16 protein-coding genes are annotated in these 20,952 nt (G+C 62.1%); 5 read left to right on the top strand and 11 right to left on the bottom strand.

The window, feature by feature from the left end; all coding sequences use genetic code 11:
- Position 1 precedes the first annotated feature (1 nt).
- Both G6K99_RS19955 and G6K99_RS19950 read right to left on the bottom strand, forming a co-directional pair.
- On the bottom strand, positions 2–1,294 hold the full coding sequence (locus G6K99_RS19955; protein ID WP_062578202.1) for an ATP-binding protein: 1,293 nt from the start codon (positions 1,292–1,294) through the stop codon (positions 2–4).
- Between the two features lie 2 nt (positions 1,295–1,296).
- The gene (locus G6K99_RS19950; RefSeq protein WP_062459393.1) at positions 1,297–1,983 is read right to left on the bottom strand and encodes a response regulator transcription factor; all 687 of its coding nucleotides are present in this window, start codon (positions 1,981–1,983) and stop codon (positions 1,297–1,299) included.
- A 145-nt stretch (positions 1,984–2,128) separates the two neighbouring features.
- Here G6K99_RS19950 and G6K99_RS19945 point away from each other — a divergent pair, with 145 nt between their 5' ends.
- The 3 genes from G6K99_RS19945 to G6K99_RS19935 are packed head-to-tail and all read left to right on the top strand — an operon-like array spanning position 2,129 to position 7,748.
- Positions 2,129–3,553, top strand: coding sequence for an efflux transporter outer membrane subunit (locus tag G6K99_RS19945; protein WP_174197630.1), 1,425 nt, complete (start codon positions 2,129–2,131; stop codon positions 3,551–3,553).
- Positions 3,553–4,683, top strand: a complete 1,131-nt coding sequence (locus tag G6K99_RS19940; protein WP_174197628.1) for an efflux RND transporter periplasmic adaptor subunit — start codon at positions 3,553–3,555, stop codon at positions 4,681–4,683. The genes G6K99_RS19945 and G6K99_RS19940 overlap by 1 nt, the downstream gene beginning before the upstream one ends.
- A complete protein-coding gene (locus G6K99_RS19935) occupies positions 4,680–7,748 on the top strand; it encodes an efflux RND transporter permease subunit (protein WP_174197626.1) in 3,069 nt (1,022 codons plus the stop codon). Before G6K99_RS19940 ends, G6K99_RS19935 begins: the two co-directional genes overlap by 4 nt.
- Positions 7,749–7,832: 84 nt before the next feature.
- On the opposite strand, the gene G6K99_RS19930 is transcribed toward G6K99_RS19935, so the two are convergent.
- From G6K99_RS19930 to G6K99_RS19910, 5 genes are all read right to left on the bottom strand, one after another.
- A complete protein-coding gene (locus tag G6K99_RS19930; protein ID WP_174197625.1) occupies positions 7,833–8,312 on the bottom strand; it encodes a pyridoxamine 5'-phosphate oxidase family protein in 480 nt (159 codons plus the stop codon).
- 89 nt (positions 8,313–8,401) lie between these two features.
- Positions 8,402–9,733, bottom strand: a complete 1,332-nt coding sequence (gene hemN / locus G6K99_RS19925; protein ID WP_062459379.1) for an oxygen-independent coproporphyrinogen III oxidase — start codon at positions 9,731–9,733, stop codon at positions 8,402–8,404.
- Positions 9,730–9,888, bottom strand: a complete 159-nt coding sequence (gene cydX / locus G6K99_RS19920; RefSeq protein ID WP_062459376.1) for a cytochrome bd-I oxidase subunit CydX — start codon at positions 9,886–9,888, stop codon at positions 9,730–9,732. Before cydX ends, hemN begins: the two co-directional genes overlap by 4 nt.
- A 12-nt stretch (positions 9,889–9,900) precedes the next feature.
- Complete coding sequence (cydB, locus tag G6K99_RS19915; protein WP_174197623.1) at positions 9,901–11,049, bottom strand: cytochrome d ubiquinol oxidase subunit II; 1,149 nt, start codon at positions 11,047–11,049, stop codon at positions 9,901–9,903.
- A gap of 24 nt (positions 11,050–11,073) precedes the next feature.
- On the bottom strand, positions 11,074–12,654 hold the full coding sequence (locus G6K99_RS19910) for a cytochrome ubiquinol oxidase subunit I (RefSeq protein WP_371816262.1): 1,581 nt from the start codon (positions 12,652–12,654) through the stop codon (positions 11,074–11,076).
- Between the two features lie 160 nt (positions 12,655–12,814).
- Between G6K99_RS19910 and cydD the strand changes: the two genes are divergently transcribed.
- Both cydD and cydC read left to right on the top strand, forming a co-directional pair.
- Positions 12,815–14,581, top strand: coding sequence for a thiol reductant ABC exporter subunit CydD (cydD, locus tag G6K99_RS19905; protein WP_244631543.1), 1,767 nt, complete (start codon positions 12,815–12,817; stop codon positions 14,579–14,581).
- Positions 14,578–16,239 carry a thiol reductant ABC exporter subunit CydC gene (cydC, locus tag G6K99_RS19900; RefSeq protein WP_174197619.1) on the top strand — a complete coding sequence of 554 codons (1,662 nt, stop codon included), beginning with the start codon at positions 14,578–14,580 and terminating at the stop codon, positions 16,237–16,239. The genes cydD and cydC overlap by 4 nt, the downstream gene beginning before the upstream one ends.
- Here the strand turns inward: cydC and G6K99_RS19895 are convergent.
- From G6K99_RS19895 to G6K99_RS19880, 4 genes are all read right to left on the bottom strand, one after another.
- Entirely contained in the window at positions 16,233–16,892 is a 660-nt protein-coding gene (locus G6K99_RS19895) for a helix-turn-helix domain-containing protein (RefSeq protein ID WP_174197617.1), read from the bottom strand. The two genes, cydC and G6K99_RS19895, sit on opposite strands and share 7 nt — an antisense overlap.
- Before the next feature lie 314 nt (positions 16,893–17,206).
- A complete protein-coding gene (gene pobA, locus G6K99_RS19890) occupies positions 17,207–18,376 on the bottom strand; it encodes a 4-hydroxybenzoate 3-monooxygenase (RefSeq protein ID WP_174197615.1) in 1,170 nt (389 codons plus the stop codon).
- Between the two features lie 200 nt (positions 18,377–18,576).
- Positions 18,577–19,188 carry an NIPSNAP family protein gene (locus G6K99_RS19885; protein ID WP_174197614.1) on the bottom strand — a complete coding sequence of 204 codons (612 nt, stop codon included), beginning with the start codon at positions 19,186–19,188 and terminating at the stop codon, positions 18,577–18,579.
- Positions 19,185–20,927 carry an FAD-dependent oxidoreductase gene (locus tag G6K99_RS19880; protein WP_174197612.1) on the bottom strand — a complete coding sequence of 581 codons (1,743 nt, stop codon included), beginning with the start codon at positions 20,925–20,927 and terminating at the stop codon, positions 19,185–19,187. Before G6K99_RS19880 ends, G6K99_RS19885 begins: the two co-directional genes overlap by 4 nt.
- Between the last annotated feature and the right edge of the window lie 25 nt (positions 20,928–20,952).

The following is a 20,952-nucleotide window of genomic DNA, read 5'->3' as shown; positions in this document are numbered from 1 at the left end:
ATTAATTTGCTGCCACAAGCTTTCGTGGGGCAGCACAGGTCGGAATTGTGATTTGGACGGACAGACCACCGGCCGGTCTGTTTTCTGCCTTTGCGCCCCCGCCGTGCCATTCCGCCGCACGCCGGGTAATGGCAAGCCCAAGGCCGAAGCCGGAACGGGTGGTGACGGTTGAACTTTGCGAAAACGGCTTGAAGATCGCCTCCAGTTCCGTCTCCGGCACACCCTCGCCGTCGTCCTCGACGGTCACGATCAGCTTCCGGTCCAAGACCTTGGACGTCACACGGACAGCGGTGCTTGGTCCCGTGTGGGTAATGGCGTTGCGGATCACATTTTCCAGCGCGCGGTAGATCAGCTCGCCGTTGACGGAAGCCACGAATGTGTCGACGCCCTCATACTGGACGGTTACCCCGCGTGCCTGTCCCTCGAAGCCGGCATCGTCCACAATCTCACGCAGGAGATCGACAAGGTCGAGCGTCTGCCGCTCGAACCTCGGTGTATCGCGATCCGACAGCCGGGCGAGAGTGAGGATTTCGCCGACCAGTTCGTCGAGCCGCTCGACCTCGCGGCTCATCCGCTCGATCATCACCGCCAGCCGTACGGGGTTCTGTTGCAAAACGCCGATAGCAGCTTGCAGACGCGATAAAGGAGAGCGCAGTTCGTGCGAAATATCGTGGAACAGCTGCTGCTGAGCCATCTGGAGCTCCTGCAACCGGGCAGCGGTGATATCCAGATCGTGCGCCAGCGACGCGATCTCGTCGCGTTTGGCGCCGATCTTGTGGGCGATCCGCACGTCCAGTTCTCCCCTGGCAAGCGAGCGCAGCCCATAGCGCAGCTGCTCGACCGGGGTAATGAAATAGCGGGCGAGCCAATAGGCCGCAGCTGCTGCCGCAAGAAGGGCTGCCAGCCACGGAACAGCCCGAGGCCAGGTTTTAGCCATCATGCTCGGCGCTGCGCCGGCAATTTCCAGGCGATAACACTCTCCGTCGCGCACGGCGGTCCGAACGAGCGCCTCCTCATTTTGTTCGGCACAATCGATCGCCGGCCCGTCGGTCGTGACGGTAACCGGGATGTCGCGACCGGTCCGCCGAACCGCCGCCACCAGCCTGGCCGTCGCCTCCAGGCCATCCGACTGGAGCACCTGGGCTGCGGTCTCCAGCGTCAGGCTAAGTTCCCGGCCAGCAACCTCCTCCTCGAACGGTGATTGGAACAGCGTGCTGATCGCAAACAGGATCGCAATCGAGCCGGCCATGGCCAACCAGACGACGGTGAAGAATTTCCAGAACAGGCGATGCATGGTCAGCCTTCCAGCAACTGGTAGCCGCGGCCGCGCACGGCCTGGATCCAGGGCTGCCCATCCGGGCGGGCGCCGAGTTTCTGCCGGATGCTGCTGATGTGGACGTCGATCCGGCGATCGAACGCGGTGAGCGGCTTGGCAAACGCCCGCAACGATATCTCCTGCTTGGAGACAAGCTGGCCGGAGGAGCGGGCAAGCACTTCCAGCAGGCTGAACTCGGTTCCGGTCAGTTCCAGGGGTGCCGCCCGCCACATCGCCCTGCGGTTCGACGGATAAAGCACCAGTTCGCCCGTCCTGATCTCGTTGACGGTGCCGTCCCGCTCGGTTCGGCCCGAGCGGCGCAGGATGGCGCGAATGCGCGCGGCCAGTTCCCCCGGAGAACAGGGCTTGGAGACGTAATCATCGGCTCCGAGATTGAGGCCGGCGATGCGGTCGATATCGTCTCCCCTTGCCGTCAGCATCAGCACCGGCACGTCGCTCACCTGCCGGATCTTGCGCAGAACTTCGATGCCGTTCATCCGCGGCATCATGATGTCGAGCACGATCAGATCGGTCGAGGAGGACATGGCCTCGGCCACGCCGACGCGACCATCCGCGGTCGTTTCGACCGCGAAGCCTTCCTCTGTCAGATACTCGCCCAGCAGGTTGGTCAGCTCGGCATCGTCATCGATCAATAGTAGCTTGGTCATGCCCTGCTCTTGCTCCTTCGATAACTTCAGCTTTACGACCTTGAGGCTGCGAAGACAGCAGTTTTACCTAACTTAACCTGCTCTTGACCGACATTAACATGGCGATCCCTATACTGCGGCCTTCAGTTAAGGCGGTGTCCAATCGATGCGCAGCACTCTTTCTTCAGTTCTACCAGTCCTGGCCGTCGCGGCCCTGCTTAGCGGCTGCACAAGCATCGGCACTCTCAAGTCGGCGACGCCGGCTGTTGCCGCCTTCTGGCATGCGACGCTTCCGCATGGCGGTCGATCAGCCGATCTCGTGACCTGGTGGGCAAGCTTCAAGGATCCCTCGCTGGATGCCTTGTTGTACATGGCGGACCGCGAAAACCCGACTATCGAGCAAGCGGTGGCGAATATAGACAAGGCGCGCGCCACGCTCGACAGCACCGCGTCAGGGCTTTTCCCATCGCTCGACGGCTCTGCATCGGCGAGCCGTGAGGGCAATAAGGGTAACGACAATAACAGGCTGACCGCCGGGACGACAAAAAGCGGCGGGCTTGATTCCGCCTGGGAAGTCGATCTGTTCGGCAAGACCAAGAAGCAGGTGCGCGCCGCTGCATCGCGGGCCGCTGGCGAAGTCTGGTCCTGGCACGATGCCCGCGTTTCAATTGCCGCCGAAGTGGGCGACGACTATGTCCAGTACCGCGCCTGCCGCGAACTGGAGCGCCTCTACCGCGACGAGCTTGCATCGCAGACGGCCACCATCCGCGCCACGGAACGGTCGGCGCAATCAGGGTTTACCTCCACCGGCGACCTGGCGCTGGCACGGGCAAGCGCTGCGGCCTCCTCATCAAGCCTGACGGCCCAGCGCGGCGAGTGCGAGATCCTGATCAAATCGATCACACAATTGACGGGCGGAGACGAACCGGCGGTCCGCCGGCTACTCAATCAGGGCAAACGGCGTATTCCGCAGCCATCTGCGGTGCGGATCACTGCCGTGCCTGCCGACGTCCTGCGACAGAGGCCCGACGTCAATGCGCTGGAGGCTGAAGTCGCCGCAACGATTTCGGACGTCGGGGCGGCGAAGGCCGATCTTTACCCTAGCCTCAGCCTCAGCGGATCAATCTCGATCAGCCAGTCCACAGTCACCGGCCGTTCCGTTCCATGGTCGTTCGGGCCGGCGCTCTCGGTGCCGCTACTCGATGGCGGTTCACGTAGGGCAGCGGTGCGCAGTGCGGTTGCGGATTACGATCTCGCTGTCGCGAACTATAAGTCTGGCGTGCTTGGCGCCGTTGCCGAAGTCGAGACGGCGCTGTTGCGGGTCGACACGGCGCTGCGGCGGATTGCCGACGCAAAAAGCGCTGCCGACAACTATCAGCGCTATTTCCGCGCGGTCGACCAGAACTGGGCGTCCGGGGGCGTCAGCATTCTCGACCGCGAAGAAGCTCGCCGATCGGCGCAATCGGCGGCCATCACTCTCATCGAAATCAGGCGTGACGCCGTCCAATACTGGATCGCCCTCTACAAAGCGCTTGGCGGAGGCTGGTCCATTCCGACCGCCGCTGCCTCTTCTGCACGGGAACTCAACTAATGCTTAAAACATCACACCCGCTCACGACGATGGCGCTTGCCTGCGTCGTCTGTCTTGCTTTCACCCCGGCAGGCCGGGCACAGGACGCGACGCAGACGACCGCCGGCGCGGCCGCCCTCACGGTCAGCGTGACGAAACCGGAGGTTTCCCAGTGGCCGGTGCTCATTCCGGCAAGCGGGCGGCTTGCGGCCTGGCATGAAGCGGTGATCTCGGCCGAAGTCAGTGGATTGCGGATCATCGGCATCAATGCGGATGTGGGAGCGACGGTAAAAAAAGGTGAGTTGCTGGTGCAATTCGACGCCGAAACCGCGCAGGCCGAGCTCGAGCAACAGCAGGCAAGCGTCGAGCAGGCAAAGGCCGATCTCGATCAGGCGGTCGCGAATGCCGACCGTGCCCGCGGGCTGACCGGCTCCGGTGCGATCTCCGCCCAGCAGACGACGGAGTATCTGATCACGGAGCGCAAGTCGAAAGCAGCCCTTGCGTCGTCGAAGGCCGCGCTGGCATCCGCGCAGCTGACCCTTGACCGCACGAACGTCTACGCGAACGACGATGGCGTAATCTCTGAACGGTCCGCGTCGCTTGGCAAGGTGGTGACCGCCGGCGACGAACTGTTCAAGCTGATCCGCCAGAACCGCATCGAGTGGCAGGCGGAGCTGCCGGTCAAGCGGCTGGCCGATGTCAAGGAAGGCACCAAAGCGGTCATTCCGACGCCGCTCGGCGATGTCCGTGGCGAGGTGCGGCTTGTCTCGCCCACGAGCTCGACCGCCAGCGGTCGGGTCACTGTCTATGTCGCCCTGCAGCCCGCAGTCGGAATGCCACAACCGAAGACCGGCATTCTCGTCAGCGGCAATTTCGAATTCAGCGCCACCGATGCGCTGACAGTTCCGGCAACGGCAGTCACCCTGAGGGACGGCTTTTCCTACGCATTCGTCCTCAACGCGACAGATCAGCCGACGGTAACCCGCAAGCGTGTCGAGACCGGCCGGCGGCAAGGCGACCGGGTCGAGATCGTATCGGGGATCGACACGACCGAGGAAGTCGTCGTCTCCGGCGGCGCGTTTCTTGCGGACGGTTCCGTGGTGCGGGTGGTCGATACGGTCGCCGCAGCCGAGACGGAGGCGACGAAGTGAATTTTTCCTCCTGGTCCATCCGCAATCCCGTTCCGCCAATCCTGCTGTTCGTCCTGCTGACGGCCTGCGGCCTGTGGGCGTTCAACCGTCTCGACATCCAGAACTTTCCCGACATGGATCTTCCGACGATCGAGATCAGTGCGTCGCTCGACGGGGCCGCAGCCTCACAGCTTGAGACCGAGGTCGCCCGCAAGATCGAAGACGAACTGACGGGACTGACACGGCTCGATTCCGTGACCACGACGGTCACCGATGGTTCCGTCAGTATTTCCGTCGCCTTCGAAGTTGGAAAGAACACGCAAGAGGCACTCGACGAGGTAAAGAGCGCCGTCGATCAGGCGCAGGACGACTTGCCGGAAGAAATGAACGCACCGACGGTTTCCAAACAGTCGCTGAATGCATCGCCGCTGATTACCTATGTGGTGCGGTCAGACACGCTGGATGCGGCGGAACTCTCCTGGTTCATCGACAACAACATGTCGCGTGCCCTGATCGCTGTCGAAGGCGTCGGCGAAGTTGGGCGCCTGGGTGGTGTCGACCGGGAGGTCCGCGTCGAACTCAACGCCAATCTGCTCGATGGCCTCGGTCTGTCTGCAAACGACGTCAACGGGCAGCTCGATTCAGTGCAGTCTGACCTGTCGGGCGGCAAGGGGCGGATCGGCGGCGAAAGCCAGTCTGTCCGAACGCTGGCGGCCGTCGGCAGCGTTGAACAGCTCCGCGCACTGCCGATACCATTGCCGGCCGGAAACTGGGTTCGGTTGGACGAACTCGGCACGGTGACGGATTCCCACAGCGATCTCAGCTCGCTTGCCTATATCAACGGCAAACCGGTGATTGCCGCTCAGATCAAGCGGTCCAAGGGATACTCGGACGTCGCAGTCACCGACAGTATCCGCGAACAGATGAAGTCGTTCGCGGCGGAAAATCCGCAAGTGACGATCGAAGAGGCCTACAACACGATCGTCCCGATCGAGCAGAACTACGAATCGTCAATGCATATGGTCTATGAGGGCGCGTTGATCGCGATCTTCGTGGTCTGGCTCTTTCTGCGTGACTGGCGGGCGACGCTTTTGGCCGCTGTTGCCTTGCCCTTGTCGATCATCCCGACGTTCCTCGTGATGTATCTCCTCGACTATACACTGAACACGATCACGCTTCTGGCGCTGTCTCTTGTGGTCGGGATCCTGGTCGACGATGCGATCGTCGAGATCGAGAATATCGAACGACATCTCAACATGGGGAAAAGCCCCATGGATGCAGCCATGGAAGCGGCCGATGAGATCGGCCTCGCCGTGATCGCCACCACCTTCACCCTGGTCGCCGTGTTCCTGCCGACAGCCTTTATGGGCGGTATTCCCGGCATCATCTTCAAGCAGTTCGGCATCACGGCCTCCGTCGCCGTCCTCGCCTCGCTTCTCGTCGCGCGTCTGGTGACGCCGATGATGGCGGCCTACATCATGAAGCCGAGCGGCAAGATACACGAAGGCGACGGTCGCCTGATGCGGTCCTACCTCTGGGCCGTCAAAGGCGCGCTTCGTCGGCGCTGGATACCGGTCCTCGGCACGGTCGGCTTTCTGGCCTTCACGATCCTGCTGCTCAGCCATCTGTCGACCGGGTTCTTTCCGGCTTCCGATAGCAGCCAGACCCAGGTCACGATCACGACGCCTCCAAGCTCGACCATTGAATCGACCGACGAAGCGGCGCGAAAGGCGTCCGCGGTCATTGCCGGCGTCGACCACGTCACCTCGGTTTTCCAGGCAACGGGCACGGCCTCCACAGGCGGGATGAACAGCACCTCGAATGCCAGCACCAACAGTGCGACGCTCGTCGTCAACCTCACGTCGATCGACGACCGTGACGTCAAGCAATCTCAGATCGAAGCGGATTTGCGCAAGGCGCTGGAAACCTTGCCCGGCGTCCGTCTTGAGATCGGATCCGGCGGCAATGGTACGCAGCTGACGCTGACGCTGGCCGGCGACGATTCCGACCTTCTGGAAAAAGCGGCCGCCAGCCTCGAGTCCGACCTGCGCACGCTGCCCGGCATCGGCAACGTGACCTCGTCGGCCGCGACCCAATCGCCGGAGATCACCATCCGCCCTAATCTCGCGGAAGCCGCATCTCTGGGTGTGACCTCGAAGGCGATCGCCGACGCCATTCGGGTCGCAACGGCCGGCGCCTATGATGCGGCCCTGTCGAAGCTCAACCTGCCGGAACGCCAGGTCCCCATCCGGGTCATGCTCGACACGGCGAGCCGGCAATCGCTGGATGCGCTGTCGCTCATCCCGGTCGAGGGCAAGGACGGCAATGTCGCGCTCGGCGCCATCGCCGACATATCGCTAGGCTCCAGCCCCAGCCAGATCGACCGGCTCGACCGGTCGCGCAACGTCTCGCTCACGATCGAGCTCAACGGCCGGAGCCTTTCGGAAGTGACGAACGAGGCAGCGCAGCTTCCCGGCTACAAGAACCTGCCGCAGGGCGTGAAATTCGTCGAGCAGGGAGAGTTGAAGCGCCAGAGCGAGCTGTTCAGCAGTTTCGGATTGGCGATGGCGATCGGCATCTTCTGCGTCTACGCGGTGCTGGTCCTGCTTTTCCATGACTTCCTGCAGCCGGTCACGATCCTGATGGCCTTGCCGCTGGCTCTCGGCGGCGCGCTCTTGCCACTGGTGCTGACGGGAACAAGCTTCTCGATGCCTGCGGTCATCGGCCTGCTGCTTCTGATGGGCATCGTGTCGAAAAACTCGATCCTGCTCGTCGAATACGCGATCGAGGCGCGGCGCGCCGGTATGTCACGCTATGACGCGCTGGTGGATGCCTGCCACAAGCGGGCGCGGCCGATCGTGATGACGACGATCGCCATGGCGGGCGGCATGCTGCCCGCCGCCCTCAGCCTCGTATCCGGCGATTCAAGCTTCCGCCAGCCGATGGGCATCGTGGTGATCGGCGGCCTCATCACCTCAACCTTCCTGAGCTTGCTGGTCATCCCGGTCGTGTTCACATTCCTGGATGATCTGTTGGTCTGGCTGAAAGCGCGGTTCCACACGCGCAAGCAGCACCCCGCAGAGTAGCGCGCGTATAAGTCTGGCGGCAGCCGAAGCCGTACGGCTTTGGTGTCGCCCGGCTGGCGCGTGAACCGGGCGACACCGTGCGCATCAATGCGGATGCATGCCGGACACACGTCCGGTTTCGGTCGGGAGATAGGCCTCTCTCCCCGAGTCGCTTTCGATCCGAATTCCATAGTAGACGGGTTTGTTTTGCACCCCGGCCGCTGCTGTTTTCAGTCCTCCAGGCAACCAATAGGTTGCGTTGCTGGACTGCAGAAGAGACCATGCACGCGCATACTTCGCCCATTCGGCAGTCTGATCGAATTCCTTGAACTGCCCATTCGCGATAACGGTCCGCCATTGTTGCGGACTGGAGATTTCGTCTGCCAGAATGCAGACGGAGTTATTCTCGCGCATCCACGAGATCTTCTTGCCCTCGAGCGAGAAGCTGTAGAACCAGTCGTCCTCAATGATGAAAGAAATCGGAACCGTGTACGGGCGGCCTTCGAAGACGCAGGACAATCTCCCCATCCGGGTTTTTGAAAGAAATGCCATGCACTCCTGATAATCAAGTTCTCTTATGTTCATCCCGTCTGCCTTTCGTGAGGGCGCGCTTTCCGCTCCTCAAGCGGAATTCTCAAATTCATTATGTCAGTGATGACGTTCAGTGGTGACGTTCATACGCTCGGGCTGAACAGATTTTGCCCCTGGCTTCTGAACCGGTCAAAGATCGCCGAAACAGTGCGAACATAGGGTCTCCCCTTTGCCGTCATCGAGATGCGGTTCGCCCGCACCGTCAACAGACCGCTCAGAGCGAACGGTCGCAGCAAGGCCAGTTCGTCGGCATAACCGGCGGCATTCTGTCCCAGATCGACGGAGAAATCGCACATCAGGCGTTCGATGATTGTCGCGCGTTCATGATCGTCCTCGACAAAGGCGTGGCCGCGTCGCGTGGGTAGAGACCCCTCCGCGATATGGCGTTTGTAAGCCTCGATACCGGATTCGGACTGCGTGTAGCCACCGGGGAGCCGCGAGATGGAAGAGCACCCGAACCCTAGCAGGGTCGGGCGATCGTCGTCCGTGTAGCCTTGGAAATTGCGGTAGAGCCGACCTTCTCTTGCGGCAGCCGCCAATCGATCGGAAGGCTTGGCAAAATGATCGATGCCGATCGCCTGATAGCCCGCGCGGATGAAGAAAGACGCGATCGCGCTTGCCTGCTGCAAACGCTCGATGGGTCCAGGAAGCGATGCACTATCGATCAGGCGCTGGTTGGCCCTTCGTGATGGAAGATGGGCGTATCCATAAAAGGCGATGCGATCCGGATTAAGGTCCACGACGGAACGGCAGGTCGTCAGCAAGCTTTCCTGGGTTTGGTTCGGCAGACCATAGATCAAATCGAAATTGATGCGTGAAATGCCGGCGTCGCGCAGGTCGCGTACGGCGGCGGCCACCTTTTCTTCCGGCTGCTCCCGCCCGATCGCCTGTTGCACAACGGTGTCGAGATCCTGGACGCCGAGGCTGGCGCGGTTGATCCCGAGCAGGCCGAGCGCTTGGCAAAGATCGCGCCCGAGCATCCGCGGGTCGAGTTCGATCGAATGCTCGTAGTCGTCTTCCAGGTCGAAATGCTTCTTGAGCATACCGAGAACGGAGCTCAAGCCTGCCTCGCCCAGAATGGAGGGCGTGCCGCCGCCCCAGGCGATGCGGCCGATCTTCAGCCGGGCTGGCAGGTGAGCGGCAACCAGCGCGATCTCTGCCTCCAGCGTGGTCCGGTAGTCCTCGACCGGCTCGGCCTTCCGAACCGCCTTGGCATGGCAACCGCAATAGTGGCAAAGCTGCCGGCAATAGGGAACGTGCAGATAGACAGAGACCGGTTCGGCCGGATCAAGTTGGCCGAGCCAGGCGGCCTGTTCCTTGGGCCCCACCGCCTCGCTGAAATCCGCGGCGGTGGGGTAGGATGTGTATCGTGGAACCGGCATTTCCGCGAGACGCTCGACCATATCCGGTTTCATGCGGCCGGATCTCCGACGGAGCTGCGTTTTGGCTTGTTTGAGGGGTCCGGAAGCGCCGAGAGGCGCCGGTCTTCCTTCATCTCGAACCACATGGCGTTGAGGATGGCAAAGACGCAGGCAAGACCGACGCCGAGGATCCAGGAAAAATACCACATAAATGATCTCCTTCAGTAAGCGTTCGGGTTGCGACCGATCGAGGCTGCGTTCACCGGACCGCGCATGACGTGGTAGACCCAGGCCGTGTAGGCCAGGATGAGCGGCAGGAAGACGACCGTCGCCAGCAGCATGATGAACAGGGTCAGGTGGCTGGATGACGCGTCCCAGACCGTGAGGCTCACGGCCGGATCGATCGACGATGGCAGAAGAAAGGGAAACAGCGACAGGCCGGCGGTCGAGATGATGCCGAAGATGGCAAGGCTCGATCCAGCGAGTGCGATCTTGAACCGGCGGCTGCCGAGTCCTGCCAGGGCGACGAGCGACCCGACGAAACCGAGAACCGGCGCGGTGATCATCCAGGGATATGCATGGTAGTTGTTCAGCCATGCTCCAGCCTGCGTGACGACGGTTTTCGCCAGCGGATTGGATGGACCGGCAGCTTCCTGAACACTGGTGACGACATAGCCGTCCATACCGAAGGCGACCCACAAGCCGGCGAGCGCGAAGAGAGCAACGGTGGCCGCGGCCGCCATCCGGCCAAAGCGCGTTGCACGTTCGGCGACCGGTCCGGCGCAGCGCATGGCGATGACGACGGCCCCGTGCATGACCAGCATCGACAGGCTGGTGAGGCCCGCGACCAGGGCAAAGGGACGAAGAAGCCCGAAGAAATTGCCGTCGTAGTGGGCCCTCATCGTACCGTCGAGGCCAAAGGGCACACCGAGCAGCACGTTACCGACCGCTACACCGAAGATCAGCGCCGGCACGAAACCGCCGATGAACAGCGCCCAGTCCCAGGTGCTTCTCCAGCGCGGATCCTTGACCTTGCCGCGGAACTTGAAACCGACCGGCCGGAGGATGAGGGCCAGCAGGATGGCGATCATGGCAAGGTAGAAGCCGGAGAAAGAAGCCGCGTATAGCGCCGGCCAAGCGGCAAAGATGGCGCCGCCGCCCAGAACGAGCCAGACCTGGTTCCCTTCCCAGGTCGGCCCAATCAGGTTGAGCAGGATGCGCCGCTCCTCGTCCGTCTTGGCCGCAAATGGCAGGAGGGCGCCAACGCCGAGATCGTAGCCGTCGGCGATGGCAAAGCCGATCAGGAGGACGCCGAGCAGCAACCACCAGATGATCCGCAATGTTTCATAATCGAGAGGTAAATGGGACATGGACCTTGCTTTCGAATGAGAGGGTCAGCGTTGCGGCGCAGCGGCGGCGCGTTCGGGAACCACTGCCGATCCGCGAATGCCGTCGATCAGCACGTTTCTTTCGCTCGGACCGGCCTTGATGATTTTGAGCATCAGCAGAACCATGATGACGGCAAGCGTCGTGTAGACCGTGAGGAAGAAGCCGAGGCTGATCGCCAGATCCACGAGGGTTAGGCCCGACGCGGCATAAAAGGTCGGCAGCACTCCCTCGACCACCCAAGGCTGACGCCCGTATTCGGCAACGAGCCAGCCGAATTCGATGGCAACCCATGGCAGCGGCAGACTGAACAGGGCGATCCACAGAAGCACGCGGTTTTCACCAAGCCTGTGGCGGGAGGCCAGATAGAAAGCCACCGCGAAGAAGACGATCAGGTAAATGCCGATCGCAACCATGAACCGGAAGCTCCAGAACAGCGTCGGCACGTCCGGCACCGTATCCCAGGCGGCCTTTTCGATCTGCTCGTCGGTCGCGGCCGGCACGTCATCGACGTAACGCTTCAACAGGAGTGCATAACCGAGGTCACGCCACGTATCGGCAAAGGTCTGGCGGGCAGCGGCATTGTTGCGGTCGGCGCGGATCTGGTCCAGCGCCGCATAGGCGGTCATGCCGTTGCGGATGCGGACTTCCGCACGCTCGACCAAGGGCAGAATGCCGGGCACTTCGGTGGAGAGTGACCGCGTCGTGATGAGGCCGAGAACGTAAGGGATTTTCACCTCATATCTGTTCTCGCGGACGCCCGGGATGGCAAAGACATTGAGGCCGGCAGGGGCCGGTTCTGTTTCCCACATGCTTTCCATCGCAGCGATCTTCATCTGCTGGTGCTCGGTCGCGACATAGCCGCTCTCGTCACCAAGGACGACGACGGAAAGAGCCGAGGCAAGGCCGAAGCTCGCAGCGACCGCCATCGACCGCTTGGCTAGATCCAGATGGCGTCCCCGCAGCAGGAACCAGGCGCTGATTGCCATGACGAACATGGAGCCGGTGACATAGCCGGCGCTGACCGTGTGGACGAACTTTGCCTGCGCCACCGGATTGAAGATGACAGCGGCGAAATCGGTTATTTCCATGCGCATGGTATCGGGATTGAAGGTCGAGCCGACTGGGTTTTGCATCCAGCCGTTGGCAATCAGGATCCACAATGCCGAGAAGTTGGCGCCGAGCGCCACCAGCCAGGTCACGGCCAGGTGGCCGACTTTGGAAAGCCTATCCCAGCCAAAGAAGAAGATGCCGATAAACGTGGCTTCCAGGAAGAAGGCCATCAGGCCCTCGATCGCCAGGGGCGCCCCGAAGATATCGCCGACATAGTGGCTGTAATAGCTCCAGTTCATGCCGAACTGGAACTCCATGACGATGCCGGTTGCGACGCCCAGCGCAAAGTTGATGCCGAACAGCGTGCCCCAGAAGAGCGTCATGCGCCGCCAGATTTCGCGCCCGGTCATCACATAGACGCTTTCCATGATGGCCATCAGAAACGACAGCCCCAAGGTCAGCGGAACAAAGAGGAAGTGGTACATTGCCGTCGCCGCGAACTGCAGTCGCGAAAGGTCGACAACCGTAAAGTCGATCATGTGTCTACCCGCCTGTTTTCAGGTTTTCCGGTTCGAAATCCCCGGTCTGAAAGCGGCATAATCCACCGCACGGGCCCCGTGCATTGATTGCAATCAATGAGCCCTCCTGCATGCCGGATTAGATAGTCCCACGACGATCAGGGCAGTGCGGAAACCGATGACCACAATCACAGACGAGCAGGAAATGGGTGAAGATGGCGGCGACCGGAAAGCGCTTTCCGCCCTGCGCCGACACGGCGGCATCGCCCTCGGCATCGCGGTCGCACTCCCTATACTCTCCGGCCTGCTGCTGATCGGGCAGGTGCTGCTTTTGTCGCAGGTGCTTGGCCGGGCGATCGAGGATGGCGTTCCCTTAGACCAGCTCTGGCCGCAGATCTTCGGTTTCGCCTCCCTCCTTGCTCTCCGTACCGCCCTTGCCTTTGCTGCCGAAGTGGCGGGATCGTTCGCTGCCGAAAAGATCAAGCGAACGGTGCGCGACAGCCTGACCACACGGCTGCTCGCTCCTCGTCTGGACTGGAGACAAGACCGGTCGTCCGGCGCGCTTGCAAGCACGGTTGTCGATCAGGTCGAGGCGTTGGACGGCTTCTTTTCGCGGTTCCTGCCCGCAACCATTCAGGCCGCATTGCTCCCCATCGTCTTTGCTGCAGCAGTGATGCCGTTCGACTGGGTGGTCGGGTTGTTGTTCTTGTTCACTGCGCCGATGATCCCGCTGTTCATGGCGCTGGTCGGCTTCGGGGCGCAGGCCGCGAGCGATGCACAGGCCAATGCGCTGTCGCGGCTGTCGGAGTATTTTGCCGATCGTCTCGGTGGTCTCCTCACGCTGAAGCTGTTCGGACGAATGGAGATCGAGGCTGGAGCCATGCACGAAGCGACAGACCAGCTTCGCCGGCGGACGCTGCGCGTGCTGCGCATCGCGTTCCTGTCATCGGCGGTGCTCGAATTCTTCGCAGCGCTCGGCGTTGCCGGCGTCGCACTTTACGTCGGCCTCAGCTATCTCGGCATGGTCGACCTGCCGGGTACGCAGTTGTCGCTCCAATCCGGGCTTTTCTGTCTGCTGCTGGCTCCGGAAGTTTATCTTCCGCTTAGATCGCTCGCCGCACATTACCACGACCGCGCCCATGCCAAGGGGGCGGTCGCAGAGATCGTGCGGCAATTCGGCGAGCTTCCCATGCCCGTGGCTCTGATCATCCCTCCGGCACCGGTGCGGCTTGTCTCCTCCGCGGTCCCGATCCTCGCCACCAATTTCAGCATCAAAACGCCGGACGGTTGCTCCATTCTGCTCACATCGAGCAGACTTTCCATCCCGGCTGGCCAGCATATCGCTCTCGTCGGCCGCAGTGGCATCGGCAAGTCGACGCTGCTGAATGTGCTGGCAAGGCTTGCGCGCACTGAGGGAACAATCGAGTTCGGCAATCGCCGGCTCGATGACATCGATGAGCGCGACCTCCGCCGGATGCTGACCTTCGTCAGTCAGAAACCGCATCTCTTTCACGGCACGATCGCCGACAATATCCGCCTCGCTGATCCCGGCGCCAGCGACGACGAGATCCGCCGCGCGGCCGATCTGGCCCTGGTCACGGCGTTCAGCGATGGACTTCCGGACGGCCTTGCCACCAGCATCGGAGAAGGTGGGCTCGGCCTGTCGGGCGGCGAGGCGCATCGCGTCGGCCTGGCCCGCCTCTATCTCACGGATCCGTCCATCATCCTGCTTGACGAGCCGACCGCGCATCTCGATCCCGAGACGGAAGCGACCGTGCTCGATCGCCTCCAGGGGTTCGCCCAAGGGCGGACGATGATCATTGCCACGCATTCGATGACGGTCGCTTCCTGCATGGACGCGACAATGCGGTTCGAGAACGGACATCTCTTGCCAATGAGGCCGACCCTGTCTGTCGTTTCCTCTGGTCGGGAGTTTGCCGCATGAGAGCGCTCCTGTCTTTCCACCCGCTGTTTCGGCGCCATCTGGCAGGCTTCGCTATTGCCCTGGGCCTTTCGCTTGCGACACTTCTCGCGGGCGTTGCTCTGCTGGGCATTTCCGGCTGGTTCCTGACCGCGGCATTCCTGACCACCGCTACCATGAGCTTCAATCTTTTCGGTCCGTCGGCTGCCGTCCGAGGCCTGTCGATGCTGCGCATCCTGTCGCGCTACGGCGAAAAGCTCGTCGGTCACGACACGACGCTTCGAGTACTGGCCGACATCAGAGAATGGCTGTTCAGACGCCTCGGTCCTGGCGTGCATCAAGCCAACCAAGCGCTCCGCAAAGGCGATGCGGTTTCACGGCTAACGGCAGACGTGGATGCGCTCGACAGTGTGTTCATCGTCGCAGCCGGTCCGCTCGTGACGGGTGTACTCACAGCAACGGCAGTGACCGTTTTCCTGTCCGTCATGCTGCCGGCAGCTGCCATCCTCTACGCGGTCGTCATGGCGACAGCGCTGTTTGTCGTTCCGATAATGCTTTCAAGCGGAACGCGCCGGCTGGGCGCCCGGATCATAGACCTCTCGACCGAACTGCGTGTAGCGGCGTTCGACATGGTCGACGGCCACGCCGATCTGATTGCATTCGGTGCTGCCGATCGGATGCGGGCACGCTCCGATGCAATCGCTGCAGATCTTTCAAGGACGAGGCTGCGTCTCGCCCGTGCCTCGGCATCGGCGTCAGCAGCAATCGCCGTCCTCGGAGGACTTGCAGTCGTCGGCACATTGCTGACCGGGCTGACGGCTCTGGAACGTGGCCTGATCAGCGGCCCTATTCTCGTCGGCCTTCTTCTCGCCTCGCTCGGGAGCTTCGAGGCAACGGCGGCCGTCACCCGTCAGGTCGCAAAGTTCGGTAGCGCGATCGCCGCGGCGGAGCGACTGAGGAGACTGGCGGAGACACCACCTGTTGTCGTCGATACGCTCCACCCGGCAGCCCTTCCCGCCGGGGGAAGTATCTCAATCGAAGGCCTGACCTTCGGCTACAATCCGCGGCGGCCTGTCCTACGGAACCTCGATCTGACGGTGAACGCCGGAAGCAGCGTCGCCATCATGGGGGAAAGCGGCGCCGGAAAATCCACACTCGGCGCCCTTCTCCTGCGCCTCGCTGATCCCATCGCGGGAGCCGTGCGCGTTGCGGGTACGGATATCCGCGACATCGCGCAGTCCGATCTTCACGCCAGGATCGCCCTGCTCGAACAGAACGCGCCGGTCTTCATCGGCACGATCGGTGGCAATCTGAGGATCGGCTGCAACGGAGCGAGCGATGACGAATGCTGGTTCGCTCTCGGCAAGGCGCGTCTCGCCGACTTTGTGCGCAGTCTGCCTTCCGGTCTGGAAACGCCGGTCGGAGAAGCCGGTCATACACTCTCCGTTGGACAGGCGCGGCGGCTTTGCCTCGCCCGAACACTTCTGTCCAAGGCGGAGATCCTCGTTCTCGATGAGCCGACCAGCGGTCTCGACCGGGAAACCGAACTCTCGTTCTTCAGTGATCTCAGGAACGCGACGGTGGGACGAACCGTCCTCCTCATCAGCCATGCGTACTTGCCGGTCGGGATCGTTGACCGCATCCTCCATCTGACGGACGGACGTCTGCGCGAAGATCAGTGAACGTTGATGCCTGCAACGGCCTCAAGCGCGGACATGTCGATCAGTTCGACGGTTTGCGGATCGGGCAGCCGGATCATGCCAGTATTGCGCAGCTTGGTGAAGGAGCGGCTGACGGTTTCGATCGTCAGCCCAAGATAGTCCGCTATGTCGGTCCGCGACATTGGCAGTGACAGAGGATTGGCGGAAAGCTTATGCTCCGCAGCCCTTGCAGACAGCGCCAGAAGAAAGCTCGCAAGCTTTTCGACCGGCGCCAGGCGCCCGAGGATCATCTGATTATCACGGGCCTCGCGAAGCGCCGAGCGGGTAAAGGAATGCAGCCGGTCCTTCAGCTTGGGGTAGCGTTCCATCAGCGCATGCATTTCGCGCGTCGAGAACGAACAGAGCTGGACTGAACCAATCGCTTCCGCCGTGGAGGAATGGACGTCCTCATCCGCCAGGCCAAGATAGTCGCCCGGCAGCAGAACGCCGGTGATCTGGCGGCGTCCATCGGGGAGCGCGATCGATAGTCGCAACATGCCTGCAGTAAGGCTGTAGGTCCGATGCAGAGGGTCGCCTTCACTCACAAGCATCTCGTTGGGAGCAAGATGCCGAGAGGTCATGATCTTGTCGAGTTCGGAAAGTTCCTCGTCAGCCAACGCAGCACAAACAGCCATTGTGCGCACATCGCAGTTGGCACAAGCGCTGCACGCTTTCCGCCGATGTACCGATTTCTGAGTGGTGAAAGGACTGTCGTGCGTATCTACCAATCGATCGTTCTCGTCTGCTGTCACTTCAACATAAAATATTCAGTGGGACACACAACCGATATTGCGGATGCCGACGATCAGGAACGCCCAACCATCCTGCCAAGTGTATGACGCATGTCGACGAATACAACATATTATCACGTTTGCGATGGGCAATGATCGCGATCGGCGTGTATGGCGGCCGCTCCGCAGCTTCGGCCTACAACTCTTTCCGACGGAGCCTAATAGGGAATGCCGACATAGTTTTCGGCGAGTGCTGTTGCGGCAGCCTTCGAGCCTACGAGGTAATTGAGTTCCGCTTCCTGGATTTTCCGGTCGAACTCGCCGGCTTCGGGAAAGCGGTGCATCATCGTCGTCATCGACCAGGAGAAGCGCACGGCGCCCCATACCCGTTTGAGGGCTCGCATCGAATAGGCGTCGATTGCCGCGGCTGATTTCTCTGAGAAATACTCCTGCAGCCCCTCGAACAGGTAGAACACGTCACTGGTTGCAAGGTTCAGCCCCTTGGCGCCGGTCGGGGGCACGATATGGGCGGCATCGCCGACCAGGAACAGGCGGCCGATCCGCATCGGCTCGGCAACGAAGGACCGCAACGGCGCGATCGATTTTTCGAATGAGGGGCCGACGACCATGCTTTCCGCATGCTCCGCCGGCAACCGCCGACGCAGTTCGTCGTAGAAGCGCTCATCCGACCAATCCTCGATCTTCTCGTCCAGTCCGCACTGGATATAGTAGCGGCTGCGGCTGGCCGAGCGCATCGAACACAGTGCGAAACCGCGGCTGTGATTGGCGTAGATCAGTTCGTGGCTGACCGGCGGCACATCCGCCAGGATCCCGAGCCAGCCGAACGGATAGACCCGTTCGAACGTCGTGAGACTGTGCTCCGGCACCGATTTACGGCTGATGCCGTGGTAACCGTCGCAGCCGGCGATGAAATCGCAGTCGATCCGGTGGCTGACGCCCTCTCTTTCGAATGTCACGTACGGGTTCGTTCCATCGAAGTCATGCGGCGCTACGTTTTCGGCACTATAGATCGTGGTTGCGCCGGAGGCTTCGCGCTGATCCATCAGGTCGCGGGTGACTTCGGTCTGGCCGTAAACCAGCACGCGTTTTCCTGTTAGCCCGATCAGGTCTATGCGGTGGTCGCGGCCGTCGAAGGCAAGCGAGAACCCGTCATGTGGGAGGCCGTCCCTGTGCATCCTGTCCGCCGCACCGGCACGCTCCATCATGCTGACCATGCCTTCCTCCAGCACGCCCGCCCGCACCCGGCCAAGGATGTAGTCCTTGCTCACCCTGTCGAGAATGACGTTTTCGATACCGGCATTGGTCAGCAATTGGCCAAGCAAGAGACCCGAAGGGCCAGAACCGATGATGGCGACTTGGGTGCGCATGAAATCCTCCGTAGATCTTGGGGTCTCTTTAAGCGCACCCGCAGGCGTTTGAACAATGGATTATACGGCCAATCTATAGGACTGATGCCGGTCCGCCTTCACGGAGAAAAGCAACGCTCGCCGGACACGGAGAGCGGCAGGATGACGTCCAGACGTCTCGTACCAGGCCGTCGCGATGATGGCCTGCCCGATCGGTGCCTTCACTTCAGCGGCGAGAAGGGTAGCGGCATGGCGATCTGGCTGGTCATTTCAGGTGTCAGCCAGTCGGGACCGCCCTTCGGTGGCCACTTGCCGTCGGCGACCGATTTTCCGCGGGCGTCGGTGCGGGCGGCAAGGCTGGCATAGGGCCAGATCTGGGTGAGCCGCGGCCTGCCGTCGAGCCCATACATGGCAACGGTGAGCTTCGAATAGGCCTCGCGCCCGGGCACCGCATCGGCCCATTTTTCCGCGGTCGGCGTGATGCCGTTGATCCGGGTGTGATAGGTGCGGAACTCATAGATCGGACCGAACGTGCCGGCCTTGATGGGGGCCAGGAATTCCAGCGCGCGGTAGCTTTCCATGCTGAGCGAAACCAGTTGCTCGACGCAGCCGAAGGGGTTGTCGCTACGCAACGCCCGCTCGCGCTCGCCGTAGAGACTATCGAGACTGTCGAAGGCGCGCAGCAGGAAGATACGGTTCAGCGAGCCGATATCGGTGCCCCAGGCTCCGCAGAGGCGCCCCTCGCCTGCGGCAACCCAGGCTTCGATCCCAGGCGTTGCCTTGCCAGCGCCAAAGATCACCGTGTCGAGCGTCGCGAGTTCATAAAGGCTCATTCCATTTCCTCCTGTGAAATTGTGTCGGATACCGTAACGGACTGGCCGGACAGAACCCGACCGGCGATGTATCCGAAGGTCATGCCCGGACCGAGCGTGATGCCGCCGGACGGGTAATTGCCGCCCATGATCGACGACATGTCGTTGCCGACGGCAAACAACCCGGGGATCGCTTCGCCGCCCGCGTCCAGAACCCGCGCCTGCGGATCGGTGCGCAGGCCGGCGAAGCTTCCGAGCGATCCCGGCACGATCTTCACCGCGTAAAACGGCCCATGGGCAAGCGGTGCAAGCGATGGATTGGGCCCGTGGTCGGCATCGCCCTGGACCCGGTTGTAGGCGGACCGGCCGCGCCCGAATTCGGGGTCTTCGCCACGCTCAGCATATCGATTGAAAGTCGCGACCGTGTCTGTGAGAGCTACTTCGGGAATGCCGCAGACCGCGGCAAGCTCGGCCAGCGTTCGACCTCTCTTGAGGTAACCGGAACGGATCGCCGGGCCGAGAGGAAAGGGAAACGGCTTTGCCCATCCAAGGCCCCAGCGGCGTTGTCCCCTGTGATCGGCAATCAGCCAGGCAACAGGCGGGCTTGCCTGCGGCGTCGCATCGAGCAGCGCCTTGGTAAAGTCGTGATAACTGTCCGCCTCGTTGACGAACCGTCTGCCCGACGCGTTGACGGCGATGATGCCGGGTTTGGCGCGTTCGATCAGATGCGGGAAATGGGCAACGCTGCCATCCGGCCGTGTCACCAGCGACACCGGCGCCAACGCCATGGCCGATGCGAGATCTGCGGAAACGGTGGCGCCGACGGTTTCCCCCAGCCGCAATCCGTCGCCCGTATTGCTGCTGGGTGCGGCCGAAAAATGCCCCTCGCCGCCGCCGGCCGATCCGGCAAGCGCAGTCAGACGGTCGCGGTCATGCGGAAAACCACCGGTCGCCAGCACGACGCCCCGCGCCGCATGAACGATCGTATCGCCACCGTCGGTGCCCAGCCGCGCGCCGACGACCCGATCGCCATTCCGCAACAGCTCTTTTACCGGCGCCTGTTCCATCATCGACACGCCGAGATCGAGCGCTGATCGCAACAAGCGTGCAACAAGAGCATTGCCGTTGACGAGATGCATGCCGCGCCGGTGCAGGGCAAGATCGCGGAGATGCCGGACGAGACGGCCCGCTGCGTAGAGCCCCGAACGCGGCTTGCGGGTTGCCTTGAAGAAATGTCCGATGTCGGCACCACTTGCGAGCCCCATGCCCCAGAGGCTGGCGACGTCGAGCGGCGGGCGGAGCTTGTCGATCCATGGCCCGAGCCGCCGCCCGTCATACGGAGCTGCCGTCACCGACCGGCCACCATTCAGAGCACCGGGCGTGTCGTGGAAATCCGGCACGCGATTGCCGTCCACCCAGCGGACCTCGGTATGATCCTGAAAGAAGGAAACCATTTCCGGACCCTTGTCCAGGAAGGCCGCGACGCGCGGATCACCGTAACGGTTGCCGAGTTCGCTGCGCAGGTATCCGCGGGGGCCCTCCGGTGGTTCGTCTATTCCGGCAGCCCGCGCCAGAGGATTGCGGGGTATCCAGAGCCAGCCGCCCGACCAAGCCGATGTACCGCCGAAAACAGAAGCCTTTTCAGCGACGATGACCTTGCAGCCGTAGTGCGCTGCCGTCACCGCCGCCGCGAGCCCGGCAGCGCCGGAACCGATGACGAGAACATCACAGGTCATGGTGTTCACAGATTGCCGTTCCATCCATCCCCGCCTTACGTACATGCCC

This window comes from Neorhizobium sp. AL 9.2.2 (assembly GCF_013317225.1).
In the GTDB taxonomy this organism is placed as follows: Bacteria; Pseudomonadota; Alphaproteobacteria; order Rhizobiales; family Rhizobiaceae; genus Neorhizobium; species Neorhizobium soli.
Note: the sequence above shows the minus strand (reverse complement) of the source record. Positions and strands in the feature narration are given on the sequence as shown.

Coding starts and splice junctions, on each gene's coding strand:
- G6K99_RS19955 (WP_062578202.1), bottom strand. CDS start 1,294: ATGCATCGCCTGTTCTGGAAATTCTTCACCGTCGTCTGGTTGGCCATG.
- G6K99_RS19950 (WP_062459393.1), bottom strand. CDS start 1,983: ATGACCAAGCTACTATTGATCGATGACGATGCCGAGCTGACCAACCTG.
- G6K99_RS19945 (WP_174197630.1), top strand. CDS start 2,129: ATGCGCAGCACTCTTTCTTCAGTTCTACCAGTCCTGGCCGTCGCGGCC.
- G6K99_RS19940 (WP_174197628.1), top strand. CDS start 3,553: ATGCTTAAAACATCACACCCGCTCACGACGATGGCGCTTGCCTGCGTC.
- G6K99_RS19930 (WP_174197625.1), bottom strand. CDS start 8,312: ATGAACATAAGAGAACTTGATTATCAGGAGTGCATGGCATTTCTTTCA.
- hemN (WP_062459379.1), bottom strand. CDS start 9,733: ATGAAACCGGATATGGTCGAGCGTCTCGCGGAAATGCCGGTTCCACGA.
- cydX (WP_062459376.1), bottom strand. CDS start 9,888: ATGTGGTATTTTTCCTGGATCCTCGGCGTCGGTCTTGCCTGCGTCTTT.
- cydB (WP_174197623.1), bottom strand. CDS start 11,049: ATGTCCCATTTACCTCTCGATTATGAAACATTGCGGATCATCTGGTGG.
- cydD (WP_244631543.1), top strand. CDS start 12,815: ATGACCACAATCACAGACGAGCAGGAAATGGGTGAAGATGGCGGCGAC.
- cydC (WP_174197619.1), top strand. CDS start 14,578: ATGAGAGCGCTCCTGTCTTTCCACCCGCTGTTTCGGCGCCATCTGGCA.
- G6K99_RS19895 (WP_174197617.1), bottom strand. CDS start 16,892: ATGGCTGTTTGTGCTGCGTTGGCTGACGAGGAACTTTCCGAACTCGAC.
- pobA (WP_174197615.1), bottom strand. CDS start 18,376: ATGCGCACCCAAGTCGCCATCATCGGTTCTGGCCCTTCGGGTCTCTTG.
- G6K99_RS19885 (WP_174197614.1), bottom strand. CDS start 19,188: ATGAGCCTTTATGAACTCGCGACGCTCGACACGGTGATCTTTGGCGCT.
- G6K99_RS19880 (WP_174197612.1), bottom strand. CDS start 20,927: ATGGAACGGCAATCTGTGAACACCATGACCTGTGATGTTCTCGTCATC.